This window comes from Hugenholtzia roseola DSM 9546 (genome assembly GCF_000422585.1).
GTDB classification, from domain to species: domain Bacteria; phylum Bacteroidota; class Bacteroidia; order Cytophagales; family Bernardetiaceae; genus Hugenholtzia; species Hugenholtzia roseola.
Map to the genome: position 1 here is coordinate 211,116 of NZ_KE383879.1, position 23,805 is coordinate 234,920.

The 23,805-nt window shown below is 43.2% G+C and carries 25 protein-coding genes and 1 tRNA gene; 10 read left to right on the forward strand and 16 right to left on the reverse strand.

Annotation, left to right across the window (positions count from 1 at the left end; translation table 11 throughout):
• Positions 1–362 precede the first annotated feature (362 nt).
• The 4 genes from G500_RS0111290 to G500_RS26465 form a co-directional block, all read right to left on the reverse strand.
• Complete coding sequence (locus G500_RS0111290) at positions 363–839, reverse strand: amidohydrolase family protein (protein ID WP_027002632.1); 477 nt, start codon at positions 837–839, stop codon at positions 363–365.
• Between the two features lie 83 nt (positions 840–922).
• The gene (locus tag G500_RS0111295; RefSeq protein ID WP_027002633.1) at positions 923–1,786 is read right to left on the reverse strand and encodes an alpha/beta hydrolase family protein; all 864 of its coding nucleotides are present in this window, start codon (positions 1,784–1,786) and stop codon (positions 923–925) included.
• A gap of 98 nt (positions 1,787–1,884) precedes the next feature.
• Positions 1,885–2,358, reverse strand: coding sequence for a thioredoxin-dependent thiol peroxidase (gene bcp, locus G500_RS0111300; protein WP_035757163.1), 474 nt, complete (start codon positions 2,356–2,358; stop codon positions 1,885–1,887).
• 83 nt (positions 2,359–2,441) lie between these two features.
• Positions 2,442–2,570: a hypothetical protein gene (locus G500_RS26465; RefSeq protein WP_281169325.1), complete on the reverse strand. Its 129-nt coding sequence runs from the start codon at positions 2,568–2,570 to the stop codon at positions 2,442–2,444.
• A 200-nt stretch (positions 2,571–2,770) separates the two neighbouring features.
• Here G500_RS26465 and fbp point away from each other — a divergent pair, with 200 nt between their 5' ends.
• The gene (gene fbp / locus G500_RS0111310) at positions 2,771–3,763 is read left to right on the forward strand and encodes a class 1 fructose-bisphosphatase (protein ID WP_035757166.1); all 993 of its coding nucleotides are present in this window, start codon (positions 2,771–2,773) and stop codon (positions 3,761–3,763) included.
• A 116-nt stretch (positions 3,764–3,879) separates the two neighbouring features.
• On the opposite strand, the gene G500_RS0111315 is transcribed toward fbp, so the two are convergent.
• Both G500_RS0111315 and G500_RS0111320 read right to left on the reverse strand, forming a co-directional pair.
• Positions 3,880–5,535: a hypothetical protein gene (locus G500_RS0111315; RefSeq protein WP_027002636.1), complete on the reverse strand. Its 1,656-nt coding sequence runs from the start codon at positions 5,533–5,535 to the stop codon at positions 3,880–3,882.
• Between the two features lie 40 nt (positions 5,536–5,575).
• Positions 5,576–6,610, reverse strand: coding sequence for a FecR family protein (locus G500_RS0111320; protein ID WP_027002637.1), 1,035 nt, complete (start codon positions 6,608–6,610; stop codon positions 5,576–5,578).
• 374 nt (positions 6,611–6,984) lie between these two features.
• Here G500_RS0111320 and G500_RS0111330 point away from each other — a divergent pair, with 374 nt between their 5' ends.
• The 3 genes from G500_RS0111330 to G500_RS0111340 all read left to right on the forward strand — a co-directional run bounded on the left by G500_RS0111330 (position 6,985) and on the right by G500_RS0111340 (position 11,726).
• On the forward strand, positions 6,985–8,259 hold the full coding sequence (locus G500_RS0111330) for a dicarboxylate/amino acid:cation symporter (RefSeq protein WP_035757252.1): 1,275 nt from the start codon (positions 6,985–6,987) through the stop codon (positions 8,257–8,259).
• A gap of 77 nt (positions 8,260–8,336) precedes the next feature.
• Complete coding sequence (locus tag G500_RS0111335) at positions 8,337–9,248, forward strand: PfkB family carbohydrate kinase (RefSeq protein ID WP_027002639.1); 912 nt, start codon at positions 8,337–8,339, stop codon at positions 9,246–9,248.
• Between the two features lie 402 nt (positions 9,249–9,650).
• On the forward strand, positions 9,651–11,726 hold the full coding sequence (locus tag G500_RS0111340) for a GAF domain-containing protein (RefSeq protein ID WP_027002640.1): 2,076 nt from the start codon (positions 9,651–9,653) through the stop codon (positions 11,724–11,726).
• A gap of 32 nt (positions 11,727–11,758) precedes the next feature.
• On the opposite strand, the gene G500_RS0111345 is transcribed toward G500_RS0111340, so the two are convergent.
• The 4 genes from G500_RS0111345 to G500_RS0111360 all read right to left on the reverse strand — a co-directional run bounded on the left by G500_RS0111345 (position 11,759) and on the right by G500_RS0111360 (position 14,318).
• Positions 11,759–12,220, reverse strand: coding sequence for a hypothetical protein (locus G500_RS0111345; protein ID WP_027002641.1), 462 nt, complete (start codon positions 12,218–12,220; stop codon positions 11,759–11,761).
• 54 nt (positions 12,221–12,274) lie between these two features.
• Entirely contained in the window at positions 12,275–12,787 is a 513-nt protein-coding gene (locus G500_RS0111350) for a hypothetical protein (RefSeq protein ID WP_027002642.1), read from the reverse strand.
• Positions 12,788–12,844: 57 nt separating this feature from the next.
• Positions 12,845–13,129, reverse strand: a complete 285-nt coding sequence (locus tag G500_RS0111355; protein ID WP_035757169.1) for a NifU family protein — start codon at positions 13,127–13,129, stop codon at positions 12,845–12,847.
• Between the two features lie 94 nt (positions 13,130–13,223).
• The gene (locus G500_RS0111360) at positions 13,224–14,318 is read right to left on the reverse strand and encodes an Mrp/NBP35 family ATP-binding protein (RefSeq protein ID WP_027002644.1); all 1,095 of its coding nucleotides are present in this window, start codon (positions 14,316–14,318) and stop codon (positions 13,224–13,226) included.
• Between the two features lie 315 nt (positions 14,319–14,633).
• Here G500_RS0111360 and G500_RS0111370 point away from each other — a divergent pair, with 315 nt between their 5' ends.
• Positions 14,634–15,608, forward strand: a complete 975-nt coding sequence (locus G500_RS0111370) for an acetyl-CoA carboxylase carboxyltransferase subunit alpha (RefSeq protein WP_027002646.1) — start codon at positions 14,634–14,636, stop codon at positions 15,606–15,608.
• Between the two features lie 168 nt (positions 15,609–15,776).
• Positions 15,777–16,241 (forward strand): DinB family protein, encoded by a 465-nt coding sequence (locus G500_RS0111375; RefSeq protein ID WP_027002647.1) that lies wholly within the window; start codon positions 15,777–15,779, stop codon positions 16,239–16,241.
• Between the two features lie 20 nt (positions 16,242–16,261).
• On the opposite strand, the gene cutA is transcribed toward G500_RS0111375, so the two are convergent.
• The gene (gene cutA, locus G500_RS0111380; protein WP_027002648.1) at positions 16,262–16,585 is read right to left on the reverse strand and encodes a divalent-cation tolerance protein CutA; all 324 of its coding nucleotides are present in this window, start codon (positions 16,583–16,585) and stop codon (positions 16,262–16,264) included.
• A 308-nt stretch (positions 16,586–16,893) separates the two neighbouring features.
• Between cutA and G500_RS0111385 the strand changes: the two genes are divergently transcribed.
• Positions 16,894–17,499: a DUF1684 domain-containing protein gene (locus G500_RS0111385; protein ID WP_154657131.1), complete on the forward strand. Its 606-nt coding sequence runs from the start codon at positions 16,894–16,896 to the stop codon at positions 17,497–17,499.
• A gap of 13 nt (positions 17,500–17,512) precedes the next feature.
• Here the strand turns inward: G500_RS0111385 and G500_RS0111390 are convergent, their stop codons facing one another.
• On the reverse strand, positions 17,513–18,061 hold the full coding sequence (locus G500_RS0111390) for a hypothetical protein (protein WP_027002650.1): 549 nt from the start codon (positions 18,059–18,061) through the stop codon (positions 17,513–17,515).
• Between the two features lie 185 nt (positions 18,062–18,246).
• A complete protein-coding gene (locus G500_RS0111395) occupies positions 18,247–18,573 on the reverse strand; it encodes a hypothetical protein (RefSeq protein ID WP_027002651.1) in 327 nt (108 codons plus the stop codon).
• A 411-nt stretch (positions 18,574–18,984) separates the two neighbouring features.
• On the opposite strand from G500_RS0111395, the gene G500_RS23300 reads away from it, so the two are divergent.
• The gene (locus G500_RS23300; RefSeq protein WP_086047889.1) at positions 18,985–19,878 is read left to right on the forward strand and encodes an ion transporter; all 894 of its coding nucleotides are present in this window, start codon (positions 18,985–18,987) and stop codon (positions 19,876–19,878) included.
• Between the two features lie 224 nt (positions 19,879–20,102).
• Here the strand turns inward: G500_RS23300 and G500_RS0111405 are convergent, their stop codons facing one another.
• Together G500_RS0111405 and G500_RS23305 are read right to left on the reverse strand one after the other, a co-directional pair.
• Positions 20,103–20,681, reverse strand: a complete 579-nt coding sequence (locus tag G500_RS0111405; RefSeq protein WP_027002652.1) for a MiaE family protein — start codon at positions 20,679–20,681, stop codon at positions 20,103–20,105.
• A gap of 35 nt (positions 20,682–20,716) precedes the next feature.
• On the reverse strand, positions 20,717–21,736 hold the full coding sequence (locus G500_RS23305) for a M20/M25/M40 family metallo-hydrolase (RefSeq protein ID WP_051203538.1): 1,020 nt from the start codon (positions 21,734–21,736) through the stop codon (positions 20,717–20,719).
• 238 nt (positions 21,737–21,974) lie between these two features.
• On the opposite strand from G500_RS23305, the gene G500_RS23310 reads away from it, so the two are divergent.
• Positions 21,975–22,649, forward strand: coding sequence for a phosphatase PAP2 family protein (locus tag G500_RS23310; protein ID WP_051203483.1), 675 nt, complete (start codon positions 21,975–21,977; stop codon positions 22,647–22,649).
• A 106-nt stretch (positions 22,650–22,755) separates the two neighbouring features.
• A tRNA-Leu gene (locus tag G500_RS0111420) sits at positions 22,756–22,839 on the forward strand.
• A gap of 206 nt (positions 22,840–23,045) precedes the next feature.
• Here the strand turns inward: G500_RS0111420 and G500_RS0111430 are convergent.
• Positions 23,046–23,798 carry a hypothetical protein gene (locus G500_RS0111430; protein ID WP_027002653.1) on the reverse strand — a complete coding sequence of 251 codons (753 nt, stop codon included), beginning with the start codon at positions 23,796–23,798 and terminating at the stop codon, positions 23,046–23,048.
• Positions 23,799–23,805 lie beyond the last annotated feature (7 nt).

Below are 23,805 nucleotides of genomic sequence, written 5' to 3' on the forward strand. Positions count from 1 at the left end.
AATGACGGGTTAGGGTTTTGGAAAATAAAAATAAAAAGCAGCAACAAAGGCAACTTGAAAAAAGCAATTTGGAAAAACAGTTTGAGAAAAGTTTGAGAAAAAAACGAATCCAAGCGTAAGCCAATGGTAGGCAAACTTCAAAGTGTTTTTTCTACACTATCCTAACGTAGGGGCAGCTATAAAAGTTTCACATAGACGGAAAAATCCAAAAAAAACGCTAAAAAATTTTTAAAACGCGGCAAAAGCAGCCTCTGTGCAACTTTTCACCACTCCTAATTTCACGCATTTCGACAAAAAAATAGGGCTACTCGTTTTTGCAAACGGTTAGCCCTATAATCGCATTTCATTTTTACCAAAAACGCTTACAATTTGTGAATACTTGTTACAATCTTGACGGCTGTATCGGTAGCGTTGTTGTGTAGGATTGAGATAATGAAGTTTGTTTCGCCTTCGGGGTCGAGCATGCAGGCAAAAAAGGTAGGCACGCCCTCTATTTCGCCTTCGGCATAATAACCTTCAAAACCGTTGAAAGAGATGGCTTCTGCCTCGCCCACTTCCATGCCCGTTTCGGCGGCTAATTCTACCAACATATCAGCCAAATTATCGCTTGTGATAGAGGCATCACTCAAAGGATAAAGTCCGAAAAGAAAGATACCCGCTCTATCGCTCTTGCCTTCAAATTTTTCGCCACTATTGGCAGTTTCTTGAAAGCCCGCAGGCACAGTAAATTCTAAACTATAATCTTCCCAAGTGTAAGTCGTTTGTGCCTTCGCACTTTGGAAAGAAAAAGAAAAAATCGCGACTAAAAGCGCGAAAGAAAAGAAGTGTTTTAAGGTCATTCTGATAAAGAAAGGTTAGCGTTAGGCTTAATCTTACTCAAATCCTATGCCGCTTTTACTTGGTTTCGAATCTTGCACCTTCTTTATTTTTTTAGAAAAATCGCCGTTTTTTGGGCTGCAAGCAAGGCGGCAGCAGGGAGGCTCTCATTTTCAGAAGGGTGCTGCATGCCAAAAGTGTGAGAGGCTTGTGTTATGATACAAAGTTCGGCGGCAGGCTGCGCAAGTTGCAGATTTTGGGCTTCGGTAAGGGGAACTGAATCGTCGGTGTCGCCATGCAAAAGCAAGATGGGAATTTTTAAATCTGCAATAGATTTTTTCAAATCATAGTTAATATTTCCTTTTTCTTTTTGGTACAAATAATCTTGATACAAATCAAAACCTACGGGTAGTTTCTGCCCTGTGCGCCCGTTGAGGACAAATTTCACCCCTTCTTTTTGCCAAGCCTCAAAATCGGGTGCAGCCGAATTGAAATAACGCCCCACTAAATCGCCTACGGCTGCCCAAGTAACAACTTTTGAAATGCGCTCATCTTGCAAAGCATACAAAAGAGCCGTACTACCGCCGCGACTATGCCCTACAAGCGCAATTTGGTCGGGATTGATGTAATTTTGATATGCTTTTTTTTCTAAAATAAAATCTAAAACCGTTTTTATATCTTCAATTTCTTTGGCAAATGTATTCTTTCGGAAGGCTTCTAAATCGGTGAAATCAAGAGGCGTTTCGGGGGTAGTGCCATTATGAGAAAAATTGATTTTGAGCGTAAAAAAGCCAGCCTGCGCCCATAAATCGCTCAAAAGCGAAAAATCGCCCCAATCTTTAAAGCCCTTGAAGCCATGTAAAAAGATAAGCAAGGGTTGTGTAGAAAGCGAATCCGAAAAGGTCAGGTCGAAGGCAAAAGGGCGTTGGCTTGTTTTGTTTGTTAGGATAAATTCTTTTTTTTGTATCATTTTCAGCTTTGATTTTGAAAAGATAATATTTGAAAAATAATAAAAAAGCAAATCTCTTTTAGGGCATAAGACCGTAAAAGAGATTTGCAGGCACAATGTTAAGACTTTGTCTTGGGTAAAATTTGGGCAGCATGCGCCTTTGTATTGACTTTGGTAATGACCTCTTCAATCACGCCCTTTTCGTCTATCACAAAAGTAGTGCGTGCCGTTCCCATGTATTTCCTCCCATACATACTTTTCTCGTGCCAAACGTCGTAGAGATTGTGAATGGTCTTATCCGTATCAGCGATAAGCGGAAAAGGTAAGTTGTATTTTTGAATAAACTTTTGATGAGATTTTTCATCATCAGGGCTTACCCCAATAATTTGATAGCCTGCTTCAACAAAGGCTTCAAAATTATCGCGCAAATCGCAGGCTTGGGCAGTGCAGCCCGAAGTGTCATCTTTGGGATAGAAGTAGAGCACCACTTTTTTCCCTTTGTAGTCGGCTAATTTAATCAAATTGCCATTTTGGTCTTTGCCCTCAAAATCGGGGGCAGGCGTTTGTGCCGTAAGTGAAGTAATAGCGGGCATTGTTTTAGATTTTGAATTTTAAAAGAACGATATAATCGGAAATTTGAGTCAATAAGATTGAACTCTGAAAATAAATAACTGTCTTATTTTGAGATAAAATTTGCAAAACGCATTTCACCTCTCCAAACATACCCAATTTTATCTTGTTTCCCAAATTCGCCATTCATTCCTACCATCAAAAACTGCGTTGCCCTTTCTTTGTTTTTGGTCAAATCTATTGTTTTGTTTCACCTATTCTATGCTACAAAAATGAAAAGCGACAACTTCTTTCTGAAAATGAGGATAGAAATGCGGCAAAAGACGTAACTTTGCAAAGTTTTTGTAAGTATTACACAAAAGCCTGTTCGCTTCGCCTCGAACAGAAGTTTTCCTTTCGGAGTACGTGCTTTGACGATGTCCATTTTACCTTCAAATGCAAAATATTATGCTTATTACGGCTTCCTCGCCCCTTTCGGTGGGTGAATTTTTCTACAAAAAAACACAACCGCAGGCTTCCGACCTCTCACTTATCCTTGATGCGCTCACGCAGGCTGCCAAGCTCGTGCATGTGGATGTCAATAGGGCAGAATTAGCAGGCATCTTAGGAGCTATTGGTACAGAAAATGTGCAAGGTGAAGAGCAACAAAAGTTAGATGTCATTGCGAACAATCGCTTTATCGAGGCTTTTACCAAAAGCGGACTGATTGCCCTTATTGGTTCGGAAGAAAACGAAGGCATTATCCTGACAGGCAATGATGGTGCAGAGTATGTGGTGGCAATGGACCCGCTCGATGGCTCGTCGAATATTGATGTCAATGTGTCTATCGGTACAATTTTTTCTATTTATAGGCGCAAAACGCCTACCAATCAGACCCCTACTTTGTCCGATTTATTGCAGGCAGGGACAGAGCAAGTAGCAGGGGGCTATGTTTTGTATGGCACTTCCACGCTCCTTGTCCTTACCACAGGCGAAGGCGTACAAGCCTTTACTTACGACCTCAAAGCTGACGAATTTCTACTTTCCAATCCCCTTATTCAGACCAAAGCAGAGGGCAAGATTTTCTCTTGTAATGAAGGTAGCTACCACGATTTCGAAGAGGGTGTAAAAAACTACCTCAATCACTGCAAAACGCAGCAATTTAAGGGACGTTATATCGGTTCTTTGGTTGCTGATTTTCATAGAAACCTACTCAAAGGCGGCATCTTTTTATATCCTGCCACTCCCAAATCGCCACAAGGCAAATTGCGTCTTTTGTACGAATGTAATCCCTTAGCTTTTATTGCCGAACAAGCGGGCGGCTTGGCTACCGACGGCAAAAATCGCATCTTAGACATTCAGCCCATAGCTTTGCACCAGCGCACGCCTTATTATATTGGTTCTCCTAATATGGTTAGAAATGTAATGGATTTGCTACAAAGTAAATAAAAAAATCCGCGAACATTCGTTAAATCCGTAAAATCCGCGCCCGAATAGTTTTAGAACACAGATTTTACGGATTTGACTGTTTGAAACGGATTAAATGTAAGACATTTTACAAAAAACTACAACAAAATACCCACAGAAAATCCTACCCAAGCCTTCATATTGAGTTCTTCATACCAACTATCTATTTCATAATTTTTCTCAAAAAATGGATTTTTGGGCAGCGAAGAACCATATTTGCCCGTTTCGTTGTCATAACGGTTAGAAAGCATCAAATTCAGGGTAGGGGCTGCAAAAACACTAAAACGTTTCCCAAATTCATAGGTCAGCGAAGGGCGAAATTGTAGCCAAGTATTCAAACCGTCCGACCACGCGCGTCTTTCATTTACCTGCATTGCCAAAAGTTCGCCCCCTAAATAAAGATGGGGCATCAGACGCGCCTGCGAACCCAAGCCTGCCCCTACTGCCCAACTGATTTGGTCGTCGAAGCGAATCGCTGCCGTCGCGAAGGTGTAGAATTTTCGCACACCTGCCTTGTATGAAATTTGGGTGTGCCAAATGTCGCCCGTAGAAACCTCAAAGCGCGTGTAGCCATTTTTGATGATGTTGATAAAACCTATCGCTACGCCCGAAACGCTATCGGCAATATTGATAAAACCAATTTGACTACCCTTTACCTTTTTGGCGATATTGATAAAACCCGAAGCCTGCACGCCACGCACATATTTGGCTTTGTTCATAAAACCTGCCGCCTGAAAACCTTGCAAACTATCGCCGCCAGCTATATTTAGAAAACCTGCCGCTTGCAGTCCCTTGACATTCTGACCTACGATATTGGCAAAACCTGCCGCTTGGAAACCATTTTGCGAACCCTTTACCACATTTAGAAAGCCTGCCGCTTGAAAAGCCTTGCTGCTGCCTGAAACGACATTGGTAAAGCTAGCAGCCTGAAAACCCTGCAAGCTATCGCGCAAAGTATTGACGAAAGCACCTGCCTCGAAACCTTTTACGCCCCCATTTCTGCCATAGAGCAAATTCAAAGAAAAGCGATTGGTGTATTGCGGACTTTCTACGCCATTGGTAGCCAAAGGATAGAAAAAAGAAAACTGAAAAGGGCGTTCTTTTGCAGAAGTTTGTGCAGTTGTGGGAAGCGAATCGAGCGCGTTTTGATTTGCTGCCTCTTGCAAAGTATCCAAAGCGTTGCTTTCGCTTTCTTGCTGCTTATTTTCTGTTGTTGCAGTAAGCGTATCCAAAGGCTGCACCTGCGTATTAGCTTCTGTATCAGCTTGATTATCGGCTCTTTGCTCCTTTTCAAGTGCAGCCTCCATTTCTATTTTTTGGCTTGCAGAAGCCGTTTCAGACCTATTTTTCGCCTTTGCTTTTGATTCTTGTAGCGTTGGCTTTTGGTCGGATTGCTTTTTTTGCTCCAAATCTTGCTGCCTTTTTCGGCTTTCGGGGGTTGTCTTCAAAACGATTTGTTTATTGAGCCATTTATACTCGATGCCCGTTTGGGTGCTGATTTGCTCGAAGAAGTTTTCGAGGGTGGCTTTTTGGGGTTCGAAGCGAATTTTAGCCTGCAAAGGCAAATAAGAATCGCTATAAGAAATCTTGACTTGATGCTCTTTTTGCAAAAATTGTAAAAAATCTTTCAAACTTGCTTCGGCAAAAGGCAGGGTCAGGGTTTGATTTAGCAAATCGCTTTGCTGCGCCGCCAAAGGGCTAAAAAGGCTTGCATAAAGGCATAGGAGTAGCAGGGCTATTTTTGATAGCTTCATAGTTTTGTTTTTGATTAAAGTTTCAGTTTTTTTAAAAGACTTAGAGGGCAGGACAGCCGCTGCCCGTAATCCAATATTTTTTACCTTTTTCTTTGAGGTCTAAATTCAAAGAATAAGCAATGACTTCCAACATTTCATAAGGTTGGCTTTCTTCAAAAGTGCCTGTAAATTGGCAGTTGCGAATTTCGGGATTGCTCACCATTACTTGTATCTGATAAATTTCGGAAAGCAAGTCTATGATTTCACCCACAGGGCGATTTTCGAACACTAATTTTTTATGCTTCCACGAAAGATAATTGAGGTTTTTGTTTTCTAATTGTACCACTGGCGCGTCTGCACTTGGCGAAACAATCGCGACTTGATTTGCCGTTAGCGTCTGTGGCTTCGTTTGGGTATCAAAACCACGCGCTTTTCTGACCTCTACCTTGCCTTCGGCTACCGTTACGCGCACTTCCTTTTCTTGTGGATAGGCGCGAATGTTGAAAGACGTTCCCAAAACGGTAGTCAGTGCCTCGCCACTCTGGATTCTGAAAGGGCTATTTTCGTCGCGTTGGACTTCAAAGAAAGCCTCCCCTTCTAAGGTTACTTTCCTATCATGCTGAAAATCAGAAAGATAGGTAAGTTTGGAATTTTTATTGAGCCAAACCTTTGTGCCGTCAGCCAATAAAATCAGGGCTTTGTCTGCACTTTGTACCACCTGCATTTCGGCTTGCGCAAGGGGCGTATCAGAGTGCGAAAGGCGTGTGCTTAGGTGTCCGAGGGCTATTCCGATAAATAAGGCTGCCGCCCAAGTTGCGATTTGTTTCCAAAGGCGTACCGTTTTCTGACGCGCTACCTGCGCTTCTGCTTCTTGCTGCGCGATTCGATTTTCAAATCTGCGCCAAGCGCGTACTACGTCGGGCGTGTAACTATTGTAGAGCTTGCCCGTCTGCCCCCAAACTTCTTGATAGGCTTTGAAAAGTCGCTCGTTGTCAGGCGATTCGGCAAGCCACGCCAAGAGTTGGGCGGTTTCGGCTTCGGTAGTTTCATTTTTAAAATAGCGCACTAAAAGGGCTAATAGTAATTCTTCTTGCATATTGTTTCTTCATAAAGGGGTGGATTTGAACGTGCCTTTGTTGTAAGACGCAAAAGCCTTTCGCTTCCCCTATTCTACCCACAAAAGAAGTGTCTTTTTTTCTAATTTTCAAATTCGAAGCCTAACTTAAAAAACAGACTTCAAAGCCTAAGCCGTTTGAAGCCGCTTAGCCTTTTGGATACGAAAAATTGCTGCCTTTAAAAGCGACAAATTTTGGTCGGGTCTGGCTTTTTTTTCGTAATTTGCAGTCTTTTCAATCTTTTTTTGTGCTTTTCGAGTAGCTACTTTACATAGATTTGGCTCTCTTGCTGCCTTTTGAAAAGCCTTTAAAAAGCCGTTTTTTTCTTTATTCTACCCACAACACAAAACGCATTATGAACAGAATCCCGATGCATTGGCAAATTATTATAGGCATGGTCTTGGGCGTGATTGTAGGTTTATCTTTGAGTTATGCAAGCCTTAGTGCTTGGGCTTTGGATTGGATAAAACCTTTCGGTACGGTCTTTATCAATTTGCTCAAAGTGGTCGCCGTTCCGCTGGTCTTTATCTCTTTGGTACAAGGTATTAGCAGCCTTAGCGACATTGCCAAACTCTCCTCTATGGGACTCAAAACCTTGGGGCTTTATATTGCCACGACAGTTATCGCCATTTCGATAGGGCTTGTCTTGGCAAATGTCTTTCAACCAGGAAAGGCTTTTCCCGAAGAAAGACGCGCCCAATTTGCCGCCCAATTTGCACAAGAAACCGCCAAACGCCAAGATGCCGCTAAGGAAACACAGAAAAGTAGCCCCTTGCAGCCTTTGGTAGATATCGTACCTGAAAATATCATCAAGGCGGCGACAGAAAATAGGAACATGTTGCAAGTCATCTTTTTTGCCGCTCTTTTTGGCGTTGCGCTCCTGATGATTGACAGCCAAAAGGCAGCCCCTGTGAAAGCCCTTTTTGATGCCCTCAATGATGTGGTGATAAAAATGGTGGAAGTCATTATGCGCGGTGCGCCTTATGGGGTTTTTGCGCTGATGGCGTATCTGATTGTAGATTTTGCAGGGGACGAGCCGCAAAAAGCCGTAGAGATTATGAAGGGTGTAGGCACGTATGCCTTAGTGGTAGTGGGCGGCTTGCTGATGATGGTCGTGATAGTGTATCCGCTGATGGTTTTCTTTTTAGCAGGCAAATCGCCTATGATATTGCTCAAAGGCATTTTGCCTGCCCAGATGTTGGCATTTTCTACCAGTTCGAGTGCTGCTACGCTGCCCGTAACGATGGAGTGTGTGCATAAGAATTTAGGCGTTTCAAAAGAAGTGAGCAGTTTTGTCCTGCCTATGGGTGCAACCATCAACATGGACGGCACAAGTTTGTATCAGGGCGTAGCCGCCATTTTTATTGCACAGGTCTATAACATGGATTTGAGCCTTGCCCAGCAGTTGAGCATCTTACTCACAGCCACACTTGCTTCGGTAGGGGCGGCGGCAGTACCGGGGGCAGGAATTTTAATGCTTATCGTCGTTTTAGAGCAGGCAGGGATTCCCTCCGAAGGGATTTATCTTATCTTTGCCATAGATAGGATTTTGGATATGTGCCGTACCGTTGTCAATGTAACAGGTGATGCCAGCGTGTCGGTAGTGATTCAGAAAACAGAAGAGGGCTAAGACGAGTAAAATGTCGCTAAAATGTCGATAGAATTTTGTAATTTCGCGATTTAAAAACTATTCACCAATCCATCTCTATGAGTTTATTAGTAGTAGGGTCGGTAGCCTTTGATGCTATCGAAACACCTTTCGGCAGTACCGACAAAATCATTGGGGGCGCAGCTACTTTCATCAGCCTTTCGGCTTCCTACTTTGTCAAGCCCATTCAATTAGTGGCAGTAGTAGGTTATGATTTTCCACAAGCCGACATCGAGCTTTTGCGCAAGCATGGCGTAGATACCGAAGGCTTACAAATCAAGGCGGACGAAAAGTCTTTCTTTTGGAAGGGACGCTACCACAATGATATGAATAGCCGCGATACGCTCATCACAGAGCTAAACGTTTTGGGTTCTTTCGACCCTATCCTACCCGAATCCTACCAAACCTGCGACTATTTGATGTTGGGAAATTTAGCTCCACAGGTACAAAAGACCGTCATCGAACGGCTCAAAAAACGTCCCAAACTTATCGTGATGGATACGATGAATTTTTGGATGGATACGGCATTAGACGCGCTCAAAGAAACCTTAGCCTTAGTAGATGTCCTTTCCATCAACGACGAAGAGGCGCGACAGCTTTCAGGCGAATACTCTTTGGTGAAGGCAGCGCGTAAGATTCAAGCCATGGGACCGCGCTATCTTATCATCAAAAAAGGCGAACATGGGGCTTTGCTTTTCGGCGAAGGGCAAATCTTTTTCGCACCCGCCCTGCCTTTGGAAGAGGTATTTGACCCCACAGGTGCAGGCGATACCTTTGCAGGCGGCTTCATTGGCTATTTGGCACAGCAAGACAAGGTAGATTTTGTTACGATGTCGCAGGCAGTATTGAAAGGTTCGGCAATGGCTTCTTTTTGTGTAGAAAAATTTGGCACAGAAAGGCTCATCAATCTTTCAGCCCAAGATATTGCGGCTCGCGAAGGGGAGTTTAAAAAATTGGTGCAAGCCTACTAAAAAAAGCCTCTTTTTAGAGAAGTTGGGCTTCTGAAAAGTCCCCTTTTCTGACCCTATTAGGAACTTATGCGCACTAATAGGGTTTCGAAGCCCTTTTGTTAGACAACTTGTTTTTATTAGACACCTTGTTTTATTAGACCCTTTGTAGCACCCTTGCCCAAATCTTACAAGCAACTTTGTAAAATGGGAAGAAGGTCAGAAATGTTCACCTTTGGAGTCAGGCGCAAATTTGTCCCTACTCGGCTTTTTTATTGGGCTTTTGGTCTGATTTCTCGACTTATTTTTTGTGTTTATCATCTGAAATACCTATTTTAGAGAAATTTTCGGTAATCTTGCAAAAAGGCAGCCCTGATAGGGCTATGGTGCGCCTTACACACTTCTTCATACAGAATTACTCTTGATATGCTCAAACTTGGCATTTGGCAGCGCATTTTCGGCGGTTTCGCACTCTTGATTTTGCTTATCCTCATTAGTGGGATTATGGTAGTGGTACAATTAAACAAAAATTTGGCTACTACGGAGGTCAATCAGGACGTTCTCCAACCCAGCATCGAGGCTCTGAAAGAGTTTCGCGTATTGGCAGGGCGTACTTTGCGCCTAACTTTGGAGCATAGTTATTTTAAAAACGAAAAAATTAGCAAGGAATCTTACCAAACCCTGCAAGAGCTATACAGCAGCGATTATCCGCAACAGCGTGCCAATCTCGAAACCTTAGCCGCCCAATGGGAATGGCGTGATGAGCAGGGCAGTGTCCAGCTCGATTCTGCCTTTGCACGCTTCGATAGGTTTATCGAATTGCAAAAAACGCTATTGCTACGCCTGCGGGGGCGCAATGCGCAAGAGCGGCTTTTGTATGCCCAAACAGACGAATTTCAGCAGCAAATCAGTCAGATACAAGTTTTATACGACGATTTAGAAAAAAATCTTTATTTTCTGATAGAAAACAATTCACAAACCTTTCTTATCTTTCAGAAACAGAGCCTGCAAAGTGTTACACAACTGCGCAATCAATCGGTCTTGGTGATGCTTGTGGGCTTGGTAGTAGGTTTTATTTTGGCTTTCTTTTTGGCAAAATCTATTACAGAACGTTTGGCATACATCAGCGAGGACATCAAGCGTTTGAGCAGGGGAATTTTGCTTACCGAAATGCGTAAAATAGACTACCAAGACGAAATTTCGGAAATGGAAGAGGCTTTGCAACGGTTAGTAAAGGGCATCAGACGCACCTCGACTTTTGCCGAAAGTATCGGAAAGGGCAGCTATGAAATAGACTTCGAGCCTTTGGGCGAACAAGATGTGTTGGGAAATTCCCTTTTGCAAATGCGCCACAACCTACAAGAAGCCGCCCACAAAGAAGCCGAGCGAAGCTGGAAAAATGAGGGTGCAACTCTCATTGCCGACATCCTCAAACAAAACAACCTTTCACTGGCACAGATGGCAGAGCGGCTTATCCAAACGCTGGTTACTTATCTGAACGCCAATCAGGGCGCACTTTTTATGACAACCGAAGACGACCATTTTTTAGAACTTATCGCCTGTTATGCTTGGGGAAAAAAGAAATTTATTTCCCAAAAACTACAAAAAGGCGAAGGTCTTACGGGGCAGACATGGAAAGAAGGGGGCTTTTTGTACCTCAAAGAAGTACCCGAAGACTACATTCGCATTACCTCTGGCTTGGGAAAAGCTCTGCCGCGAGCCGTCTTGATTATGCCCATGCAACTCAATGGCGTTACTTATGGTATGATTGAACTTGCTTCTTTCAAAGAGTTAGAAGACTACGAAATTGAATTTGTACAAAATGCAGGTGAAAATATCGCCTCTATGCTTTCCATCATTCGCAACAACGAAATAAACGAAAAGTTGCTACGCGAGTCGCAAGAATTGGCGCAACAAATGACAGCACAAGAGGAGGAGATGCGCCAAAACATGGAAGAGCTTACCGCTACCCAAGAGGAGGTCATGCGTATTCAGCGCGAATTGCAGCTTCGCAATCAACTCTTCGAAACGGCATTTTTTATTTTAGAGGCAAACCACCAAAAACGCATCACCTTTGTCAATACCCTACTGCTTACCCAATTAGACTATGAAAGTAGCGAACTTTTAGACCGTTCTGTTCTGCCGCTTTTCAGCAACGAAATCGAGTGGCAGGAAGGGTTAGCTTTGATGGAAAACCGCAAACTTTGGAACGCTTCCACTACCATTTTAGGAAAGGGCGCGATAGAAATTTGGGTCAATCTCTTTGGTATGGCTACTTATGATATGAACGATAATCTAAAAGGCTACATCTTTGTAATGGTTGATATTTCGCTCAATAAAATGCAGGAAGAGATGCTTGTTACGCAAAGCAAAGAGCTAATTGAGCAGCGCACACGTACCGAGGAGCTTGTTAGGGCGCAAAAACTCACGATGGAGCGTTTGGTAGAAAGACACAGAGAGGAGATGAACCGCTTGAAGGCGCAAATTCCACCTCAAATCTAAAAAGCGAAGGACGATTTTTTACCAATAAAATTTTACCAATAAAAGTAGAAAAGAACCCCACCCACGCCCAAGCCTGCCCCTAAGACGATTCCGCCAACAAAGACAAGCCAAGGAAAGCGGAAAGGCTTTTTCGCTTCCAATACCTGCGCTTCGCTTGCGCCCTCTGCCAAAAGTGCCGCTTGGAGTTGTTCCAACTTTTCCGTTTGTGCTTCTATGAGCTGGTTTTGCTCGTTGGCTTTTTCTTCCAAATCTTGCAGGGCAGTACGTGCCTGATGCGTTATTTTTTCTAAGTTGCGCAAAAAGTCGTCACTTAAAGTAGTGGCTAAAAAGTTTTGGGTGAGGTTTTCGCTGCGCGTTTGGGGCGAAGGGGTGAGTAAGACCTTTACAAACAAAACCAATAACAAAATTAGGCAGAGCGTAAGTCCGCCCATATAAAAAGCTAATTGGCGGTCTTCCAAAAGGCGTTGCCAAAAGAATTGTAAGTCTTCGTGCATAGAAAAAGAGTTGAAACGACACAAAAATAGGAAAACAGAAATGAATAGCCACGTCTATTTTAGGCTTGCCAAAGTAAAGCGATAAGGGAGCGTTTGGCTTGCATCTATCAGAATAAACACAACAAATTCCTCGTTTTGATAGCGCAAATAAGTTTGATTATTTTCTATTTTTTCGCGCACTTTCTTGAATTGCGCTCCTTCTAATTCCGAAATAAGTTGCTCGCTATCTTCTTTGTGGAATAGGTGCAGTTGGGTCTGATTATTTTGTATTCCACTTTCGGAGCTAAAAATATTCAGCAACATGGCGCGAACTTGGTGATAATACACCTCATACGACCACATATCTATCTGATTTTTTCCTTCTTTTTCAGAACTAATATAAATCCATTTCCTATCCGTAATTTGAGCGTCTATGTTTTGCGGATTGCGGCTTTTATGAATTTGCATCAAATCTTGCAAGGAAAGGCGATAACTGCCGCCATCTTGGGGCTGCGTCGGTTTGGCAAAAGAAGACAACAAAAAGACCAGACCAAAGGTTAAGCAAGCAAAATAAAAAATAGTTTTCATATTATACAAAAGCGAAATAATTTTAGTAAAATTTAAAATAAAGTCTTAAAAAGAAACCTAACGTTGAAGGAGTTGGTCGAAGGACACATTGACCGCTTCTACCTTCTTTACTTCGGGTACGGCACTGAAAATAGCCTGCTCGATGCCTGCCTTCAAAGTCATGGGAGAGGCAGGGCAAGAGCCACAAGCCCCTATCATTTCGAGCCGTAAAGTGCCTTCGGGCGTAAGTTCCAATACCTGCACATTGCCACCATCTGCCAAAAGATAAGGGCGGACGGTATCGAGGGCGGTTTCTATGCGCTGCAAAAGAGCCGCATCAAATCCTTGTTCGAGTGGGTTCATCTTGTCTAAAAGTTGAGGTTAGGAATTGTAAAGAGAAAAGATTGCAAACCCAAAGGGTCTTGAAGCCCCTTTGGGTTTCGATTTGTAGAAGCCACTATTCTACAATTTCCACACGTTTGGTCGCCGCAATTTCGGCGTTTCGAATGGCGATATTTTGTGCCAATTTTTCTGCCAAATTTTTAAAGGCTTCCGATACAATAGAGCTTTCTTCCATTGCGACAGGGATTCCCGCATCGCCGCCTTCGCGAATCTGCTGCACTAAGGGAATTTCGCCCAAAAAGGGAACTTCGTTGCGCTGTGCCAAGACCTTGCCGCCATCTTTGCCGAAAAGATAATATTTGTTTTCGGGCAATTCGGCAGGGGTAAAGTACGACATATTTTCTATAATGCCCAAAATTGGAACATTGATAGGCTTGCGCGTGAACATCATAAGTCCTTTCTGGGCATCGGCTAAGGCTACTTTTTGTGGAGTCGTAACGACAACAGCCCCCGTAACGGGTACGGTTTGTACCAAAGTAAGGTGAATGTCGGACGTTCCCGGAGGTAAATCTATCAATAAATAGTCCAATTCGCCCCAATCGGCATCAGCTAAAAATTGGCGCAAAGCCGAACTTGCCATAGGTCCCCGCCAAACGACAGCCTCATCGGGCGGAGCCATAAAGCCAATAGAGAGCAGTTTTACGCCATAGCGTTCGTAAGGAATGAGGATATATTTTTCGCCTTCCTGCCTTACGCCCGGACGCGCCGTTTCGCAGTTGAACATAGTAGGGACAGACGGACCATAAATGTCGGCATCAATAAGCCCAACTTTCGCGCCCATTTCGGCTAAGGTTACGGCTAAATTTGAAGCGACGGTAGATTTGCCGACCCCTCCTTTTCCAGAGGCAATGGCAATTACATTTTTCACCTTGGGCAGAATCGCACCTGTACGCACCGAAGTTACGCTGGAAGTCATCTTGATTTCGAGGCGCATCATATCGCCAATGACCTTGCGAACCGCCTCTTCACAATTATTGCGGATAAGTTCTTTCAAAGGGCAGGCGGGCGTGGTCAGGACTACGGAGAAGCGCACTACGTCGGGTTCTATTTCCAAACCCTGTATCATACCGAGCGTTACCAAGTCTTTTTTCAAGTCGGGGTCTTCTACCGTAGAAAGGGCTTTGAGTATATCGTCTTTTGTAAATTGCATCAGAAGGAAGTGGATGAAGATAAAGAAAGTGCGATTGGGGCTATTTTTTGAAGGGAACAAGCGATTAAGCCAACTTCTTATACAGCCAAACGCTTTTTTTTCTAACTCTTTTGGCTTTACAAAGTTACGAAAAGTATCCTACAAAATTGCTTTTGAGATAGTCCCTGCCTTTGAGATAAGCAAAATGCGGTGGGGCTTTTTCGCAAAAAAGGAAGCATAGATTTGTCGTTTGTGTATAAAAGTTGCATCTTTGCAGCCTTAATATGCTTTTTTTTCTTTGGTCTAAACATTTAGAAAAAGCCTTTCCTACCTTAGATGCTACCCAAATTCATGCTCGATTTTGAAAAACCCATCGCCGAATTAGAAAGCAAGTTGGCAGAAATGAAACGCTTGGCTGCTGAAAATCAGATTGATGTAAGCTCGGCGGCACAAGCCTTAGAGGAGCGCATCGATAACCTCAAAAGAGAGACCTTTCAAAACCTAACGCGTTGGCAGCGTGTCCAGCTTTCACGCCACCCCGAACGCCCTTACACGCTTGACTACATTGCAGGCATGGCGCAAGATTTTATCGAGCTACATGGCGATAGAGGAGTCAGAGATGACAAAGCCTTAGTCGGTGGTTTGGCACGCATCGAGGGCAAATCGTTCTTACTTTTAGGGCATCAAAAGGGCAGGAATACCAAAGAACGCCAATTCCGCAACTTTGGCATGCCCAATCCCGAAGGCTATCGCAAGGCACTGCGCCTGATGCAGATGGCAGATAAGTTTGGCGTGCCTATTGTCTGTTTTATCGACACTCCCGGTGCCTTTCCCGGAATAGAAGCCGAAGAGCGCGGACAGGGTGAAGCCATTGCACGCAACCTCAAAGAGATGTTTCGCCTCTCTGTGCCTATTATTTGCATTATCATTGGCGAGGGGGCAAGTGGTGGCGCGTTGGGCATTGCTATCGGCGATAAGGTGATGATGTTGGAAAATACTTGGTACTCGGTTATTTCGCCCGAATCCTGCTCCTCTATCCTTTGGCGCAGTTGGGACTACAAAGAGCAAGCCGCCGACGCACTCAAACTGACGGCACAAGACATGCTCGCCGCAGGGCTTATTGATGGTATCATCGAAGAGCCACTTGGGGGCGCACACCGTAATTCGCAGGCAATTATCCAAAAAGTAAAGGATTTTATCCTAACCGAAACCGAAGCCCTACAAAAGCTCGAACCCATACTTTTGAAGCACCGACGCATCGAAAAGTTTAGTAAGATGGGCGTGTATGAACGTGTGGCAAATCCCTCCTAAATTGCCTTAGTTTCTCTTTTTTCTTACATACAAGAGAAAGGCTGTCTTTGGGGTAGAAAGTCTGATTATTCCTTCCCGATTCCTACCCCTAATTTCTGCCTATAATCTCCGCCCTCAAAGTGTTTTTTCAAAACGTTCCATTTTTTTTATTTTTCTAAAAAAACAAGTATGAATCTCACACTTGCTCTTTCTGTTTTAAAAACGACGCGCCAAAATTTCATGGCTTTAATGGAAAAGCACACAATTGAGGAATTAAACCAAATTCCTGCTGGTTTTTCTAATAACCTTATCTGGAACTTTGGGCATCTTGTCGTTACACAACAGCTACTTTGCTACTCCCTAACGGGCAACAAACCCCATTTAGACCCCATTTGGATAGAAAAATTCCGAAAAGGGACAAAACCTGAAGTTCCCATTACAGCAGAAGAAGTGACATTTTTAAAGGAAAAAGCCCTTTCGCTCATCGCGCTTTTTGAGCAAGACTACCAAAATGGCATCTTTGAGAATTTTCAAACCTACACAACCAGTTTCGGTTTTGTGTTGGGCAGCATCGAGGGGGCTATCACTTTCAATAATACACACGAGGGACTACATTACGGCTACGCGCTTGCTTTGCGCAAATCGTTGGTTTGAAAGTTTGATGTTGGCTTTTTCTAAATCTCACTTCTCACCTGCTTAGAAAGCCATTTAAAATAACTTTCGTTGCAAATCATTTCCGTTTGTGCAATGCAAGGAACTTGATAGGGGTGCAATTTCTCTAAAACAGTGGCTACCTCTGCTGCTTTTTCGGGGAGGGTCTTTAAATAGGCTACCTGCTCGCCCTCGTTGGCTATTGCGCCCTGCCAATGGTAAAAACTTTGCGCCTGATAGACGTTGGCGCAAGCAATGAGGCGCAAGTTTAGTAGCGCACTGATGGCTTTTTCTGCCGAAAGCAAGTCGGGAAAAGGGACATAAAAAAGAATGAAAGAGAATTTCATAGGTCAGTTTTTGTGGTATAAAAAAATATGTGAAACAAAAGAAAAAATAAAATTGTGTAGTTTGTAGGGACACAAACAGTGGCGTTGAATTTCGCGCTACATTTTTGAGGGGTCAAAAATAGGCTTTTTACGACTTTTATCCTAAAATTTGCGCTAACTTTGTCCCGATTTTCGCGCTACCTTGCGAAAAAAATATGCCCTTCAAAGACTTTTTCTGCACTTAGGCGTTTATCTCTTTGAAGGGTAGAAAGCAAAAATTGAAAATATATTTTTGTTATCAAACTTTAATACAATTTTATCGCGACAAAATGAAAACAAAAAATCCTTACTTGATGGCTTGTTACGCGCTTCCGCTTTGGCTCTTGCTCATGGCGGCTTCTTGCGTACCCAAAACAGAGTTAGAACTCAATAAACACAGGCAGGAACAAGATAGCTTTATGAAGGGCAGCGGTTCGCCTTTGAAAAGCGAAGACAAGAAAAACTTTCAAGGACTTGCCTACTTTGCACCTGATAGCAGTTATCGTGTAGAGGCGAATCTGACCTTAGCCCCTGCCGACGAGCAAGTAATAGAACTGCCTACCAGCACAGGCAAAAAGCGCAAACTTCTCACCTACGCCTACGCCGATTTTACGCTCAAAGGGCAAAAATGTAGGCTTACTTTATACAAAGGCGTAGAGGAAAAAACCAAAGAAGATTATCTTTTTTTACCTTTTACCGACCCCACCAACGGCAAGACCACCTATGAAGTAGGGCGTTATTTAGAACCTGTTTTGAAAGGCACAAAAGTAGTGATTGATTTTAATTTTGCATACAATCCATATTGTGCCTACAACGACACCTACGACTGCCCCATTCCGCCCCAAGAAAATCATCTGCCGATAGAAATTTTGGCAGGCGAAAAGAAGTTTAAATAAATCATTTTGATTGCTACCAACTAATGCGATACGTGCAGGATTCCGCACCATGCAAGCGCGAGGGCAAGTTGGGGTCTAATTCCACTTTCATCAAAAACGCGCCTTCGGGTTTGAAGCGGCGTGCCATGCTTGTAATAATGCCCCTATCAAATTCACTTGGGTAGGGGTTTTTGCACTCCATAATCGCAATTTTTAGGTCGGCATTGTAGGCAGCGAGTTTGTAGTAGCCGATTTCACCATTTCGATGGTTCATCTGATAGGCAATACCAATAGAATGTAGTGCCGATTCGAGGTCGTTGATTTCTTTGGGGAAAATGGCACTTTCGGGAATGGCTTTTCCGATAGCAAAAAGTGTATTAGAGCCAAATTTTTCGCCTATCCTATGAAAAGCCGAAAGCCAAGCCGCCTGCGGATACCAACTCTGTGAGCGAACCTCGGCAATGCCCTCTTCTGCTAAAATTTTGCGCATCAAATCAGCATAAGTCCCCATGCCGTTGATAAAAGAGAGAACCGCCTCGCCTAAAACTTCCACTTTTGAATCGAAAGGAATGTATTGCGCCATAACAATTTGATTAAGAGGTTTGAAATGAAAGGGTTGAAATGATAGCTTTTGAAGCGATAACTAAGATGAGCGATTTTTGTTAAAAAAAACAAAAAAAGACTGCCCATCTTTTGATGAGCAGCCCAGAATAGGCGGTTTTGGTAAGGATTGCATAAAATTGGGGTTTGGTCAGATAATCCGCGCCTTTAGGCTTTTTCAGACAAGTTTTTGAGCTTGGCTTGGCTTTTTAGATACAATTCCAACGATTGATTAAGGATTTTGACAGTGTTGGCATCGAGTTCGAGGTGCTTGCCCTCCAAGATTTGCTCCTGTAAAAACTCATTATCTTGGTTGTAAAAACGAATAATTGTTTTGTCTTTCTGATTCAAATTGCTTTCGACTACCCAATAACCTTTGGTCTGTTTTGGCTGACTTGCTTCTGCCAAATTTGAAAACGACACAAGGGCGATAAAGGCGGCTGAAAGGGCGATTTTTTTGCCAAAAGTAGCACCGAATACAAATGTTTTTTTCATGTGGGTAAAAAGGGTTTGTTTGATTTAATATGAACGAAATATGAACAAAGCATTGCAAAAAGGTTTCATCTGCGTTTACTTCGGATAGATATAACGGACTTTATTCACAAAAAGTTCATCTTGGCGTAAAAAAAAGTTGTTAATCTTTCTAAAATCTACCTTTTTAGCCGCAAGGCTGCCAGAGAAAAAAAACGTTCATAGGCTTTTTAAAATTTTTTTAGGCTTTGCGCACCAACGAACAAAGATGTTTCGTAATTTCGCATAGCAATTCGACATACTACACATTTTGCTTAAAAAAAAGATTGTTTTTAAAAAAAGGTTGCCTGCTCTTTCAAAACATTTCCCTCTGTCTTTTATTTCATTCCCCTTCAATTTCTAACCCATTCCTCACTTCTATTTTCTTTTTGTCGTATGCAGGAACAAGCACGCCGTCTGACTAATTCACAGACCTTTGAAGCCTTTATCATTTTTGTTATTTTAGTAAATTGTACGCTTATTGGTGTAGAAACTTACTTCACCAACACGCTCATTGGCTGGATTCAACAAATAGCCGTAATAATTTTCACCTTAGAAATTGTGCTACGCTGGTTTGCCCGAAGCAGTGTCAAGTCTTTTTTTCAAGATGGTTGGAATATCTTTGATTTGTTTATTGTTATTATTAGTCTGATTCCTGAAAGTTTGTTTGCAGATGCCGCCCTTGTAACGGGGATTCGCGTGTTGCGCGTTTTTCGTGTGTTGCGCCTTTTCCGTACTGCCCCCGAAATAAAGCTAATTGTAGCGGTTTTGGTGCGCTCTTTTAGTGCCTTGACCTACAATGCGGCGTTTTTCCTAATTTTTATGTACCTCTATGCGATTGTAGGCGTAACGCTCTTTCGCCTCCCTACCCCCGAAACTGCCACCGCCGAGCAAAAAGCCCAATTAGCGCAATATTACCAACTTGCACCTAACGCGCCTACGATTGCACCCGACCCCTACGGAGCATTAGACGAAACGTTTTTTACGCTCTTTCGCGCCCTTACAGGCGAAGACTGGACAGACCTTCGCTACAACCTCATCAAGGCAAACGAAATAGGGCTTATCCACAGCAGCCCGACGGTCATTACCTTTTATCACGTTACCTGGTTTATTTTGGCAGCCTTTCTCTTGCTCAATCTTTTGGTAGGGGCTATCCTAAACAACTACCAAATCATCATGGACGAGCAAAAGACGCAACGCCTCAAAGATGAAGCCGAAGCACAGAAAAACAAAAAGACCTTCGTTTCGCCCCAAGAAGGCAATAACATCGAGCCTTTTTCGGTGAATTAGCGCAAAAGCGGCATTTTGTGTTTCGAAACAACTTTCCGAATCCTACCCTCCCCCAAAGGGCAGTAATGTTAAATTCTAAAAAACAGATTCAAATGTAGGGACAAGGCAGCATCTTGTCCCTACCATAACATCTAACTTTTAGAACTTGACCTGATTAGGTTTGGGACGCATTTGAGGCTTTTATCGCTGTAACAACACCTGCCCGCCTAAAAAATGCGTTAGGTCTAATGAATCCGATTGGGGCGGTAGGTTAGCTGACTTATAATTTCGGCTTCCATTTTTAAAAATTCCTGCCAACGGGCATCTACTATCTCACGCGCTTGGTACTTTCGCGCCAAAGAGATAAAATTGGTATAATGACGCGCTTCCGAAACCATCAAATCGTAATAAAACTTTTTCAATTCTTGGTCTTCTACCCCTTGGGAAAGCAATTTGAACCGCTCACAACTACGCGCCTCTATCAGGGCGCAAACCAACAGTTGGTCGGTAAGTTTGTGCTTGACATCGCCTTTTCGCACCTGCTTTTGCAAAGCCACTACATACTCATCTCTGCGCTGTTTGCCCAAAGGCAGATTGCGCTTGCGAAGTTGCTCCAAGACCATTTCAAAATGCGACCATTCTTCTGAAACCACAGGCGTAAGGGTATCGACAAGGTCTTCCAAATGGGCATATTCTACAATCAAAGAAATGCAGGAAGAAGCCGCCTTCTGCTCACAATAGGCATGGTCAGTCAGAATGTCGGCAATGCTAATCGTGGCGACATCGACCCAACGAGGGTCAGTAGGAAGTTTGAGATGTAACATAATAAAAAAACAAACAGGTCAAAACTCCGCAAAAACTACAATTTATCCATCAAGACGCGATACAAGTCGAGCATGGCTTGAATATCCGCCTTATGCACCTTTTCATCGGGGCTATGCACGCCCGATTCGGGTGCGCCTACAAAACACCAATCAATGGGATAGGGCGAACTTTGCAACTCTTTGGCATCACTGCCGCCACTTTCTTCTACCTCCAACTGAAAAGCAATATCGGTTTCTTTGGCAATCTTGATGATTTTTTCTACAAAAGAGCGGCGCGGAATTGTGCTATCGCGCATCGAAATAGCAACGCCCTTTCCATGTTTTACCCCTTCGGTTACCCAAGTAATATCCGAAATGAGAGCCTGCGAAATCTTGTAATTTTCATAAATCCACTTGATAAGGAAAGGTACAGTTCCGCCTTTTACTTCTTCATAACAAGAAAAAACCAAAATGCCATTTTCCAAACTTTCGGCTAATTTTAATACATTCCAACAGCCCAAACGGTCGTCTAAATAACAAGACTGTACATACTCTGCCGTTTCGCGATAATCCTGCGCAAAGACAAGTTCGGTGCCGCGCTCTATTTCGCGCTCAAATTTATAGTAAAGGCGATTCTGCCCATGCGGATTTTGGGCGATTTTCTTTTTGGCTTTACGCGATTTTTTTAGACTTTTTTCCAATACAATTTGACACAAAATATCGCCCTGTGAATCTTTCCCTACCAACTGATAGCCATTTTTGGCGCGAGGCGAGCCAACTTTGATAAGTTCATTGCCGTATCTGACCATAAAGCCGATAGAATCGAGGTGCGCAAAAACGGCAGTGCGAGGCGTGCCAAAGACCATCACAATACAATCTTGAAATTCCGAACCCGAAAACACCTGCGGCTTGACCTTCCATTTTGACTGATTTGCCTCGATATATGCCAACATAAAATCGCGCAACTTGCCCTCATTGCCTGCGGGTGCAAAAACACCACAAAGGGTTTTGAGAAGGTCGGAATCGGCTTGGGTGAAGTCTGGATAAGAAGAGGGGTTCGATGCAACTTGACTCATGAGCAACGTGGAAAGGTGATAGTAGATTGGGAAAGGATAAGTAATGAAGTGGGAAAATAAAGCCGCCAAATGGGAAGCGAAGCCTCGCTTTATCCCACTAAGCGCGTTTTTCTCCGCCCTACCGCTTCTGTATGAGAAAGAGTGAAACGCAAAGATAAAAAATCTTAGCGACTGCCAAAACTTTTTTTTCGTAACTTGCTCTTGTATCTTTTCCCTTTGTCCTTTATTTCCGCTTTCCATGACCTACGACCTGCTTCTCGAACTATCCACTTCGCTATTCCCTACCCTCGACCGCTTGGATAAAGACCTCTTTCTATGGCTACACCACCAGCGGCTGCCCCTCCTCGAAGGGCTGATATGGGAAATGACGCACCGCAAAATTTGGACACCGCTTTTTGCCCTTTCCCTTCTGATGCTTTGGCTGCGCTATCGAAGCCAATTTTGGCTGCCGCTGATAGGCATTGCCCTAAGCATTGCCCTTGCCGACCAAATTGCTTCAAGCCTCTTTAAGCCCTTTTTCGAGCGGCTGCGCCCCAGTCATAGTCCTGATTTAGAGGGACTTGTCTATTTTTATCAAGGCTACAAAGGTGGCAAATATGGCTTTGTGTCTTCGCACGCTTCCACTTCTTTTGGTACTGCTTTCTTTATCTTTTTGCTTTTCAAAAATCCGACAGATAGGCTCATTGCCCTTTCCAAATCTTACACCAATCTTTGGTTGGGTTCTCTTTTTCTGCTTTGGGCGGCTATTTTTTCATACACGCGCATTTATTTAGGCGTGCATTACCCCGCCGACATCTTAGGCGGCGCAATCGTAGGGCTGCTATCTGCCTATCTCATTTATCTTTTGTACCAAAAAGCCACAAGCTATTGGCTTGATTTTCAACAAAGTAGGCAAAAGTTGAAAAAAAATTGATTTTTTTTCGCCCAAACGCTTGCAGGTTCGGAAAATCTTTGTACCTTTGCATCACCATTTCGCACGAACAATTTTGAAAACGATTTGAAAGCGTTTGTGATAAAAAGCCCAGATGGCGGAATTGGTAGACGCGTTGGTCTCAAACACCAATCGCCGCAAGGCGGTGCCGGTTCGACCCCGGCTCTGGGTACTGACTTTTTCATATAAAGAAAAGTTTTAAGTTAAAAAAAAATGCGAAAACCTGCAAGTATTCTTGTAGGTTTTTTTTGTTTTGTAAAAAAAGGTTGAAAATTTGCGCTGAATTGGTAGGGAAAAGGCACTGCCTTGTCCGAAATTAGATTGAACTAAAAAAGTTAAGCCAAATTTTATTTCGTGTCAAATTTGAAAATGCAGAAACTAAAAATCCTGCTCCCACTGCTTGGGTGCTTTCAAAATTTGCGCCTCTTTGGGCTTCCTTCGGTCTTCTACCCTGATTTGCCCTTTTTTAAGCGTCAGAATAAGCCTATTTTTTTGGGGCAGATAAGAAAAATCGCCTGCTGCTTGGTCTAAATAAAGTTTTATATCACCACAAAATAATATCAAAGTTGTTTTTTTTCCTGTAAAATAAAAGTTTTGTATCGTACCTTTCAAAAAATACTCGCCCTTCAAACCTTCCTCCAAACTGCTTTGTGGGGCAAGGGAAAAGGCAAAGTCGGCAGTCTGAAAATGTTGCACTTTGGGGTGCTTGTTTTCAAAAAAAGTGGTCTTGGGTTGTAAATGCAGCACGCCGAAACCCACAAACAACGCCAAAACAAGTGCCGCCACAACAAAGCGAAAACTCTGAAAATTCCAACTTTTTTTCGGGCGCGGCGCGTCCTCGATAGGCTCTACAAAGCGTTCTTTGTTTTCTATCTGATATTTTTGTTTTTCTTTTTGTGCTTTAAATTGTTTGAAATCTTCCCAAATATCTTCCTTTTCGGGTAGGGCATCTAAAAAAGTAGGCAGTGGCAGGTCTAATTGTGCATACCACTTTTCTTCTAAATTTTCAATAAAGGATTGATTATCAGGCTCTTGTGCCTCATAATTTCTCAAAAGTTGCCTTTCGGTAGGCGAAAGATTTGAAACCAAAGATTTGAGGAGCAAGCGTGCTGCCTCGTGCGTGGTGAGCATACGGTCG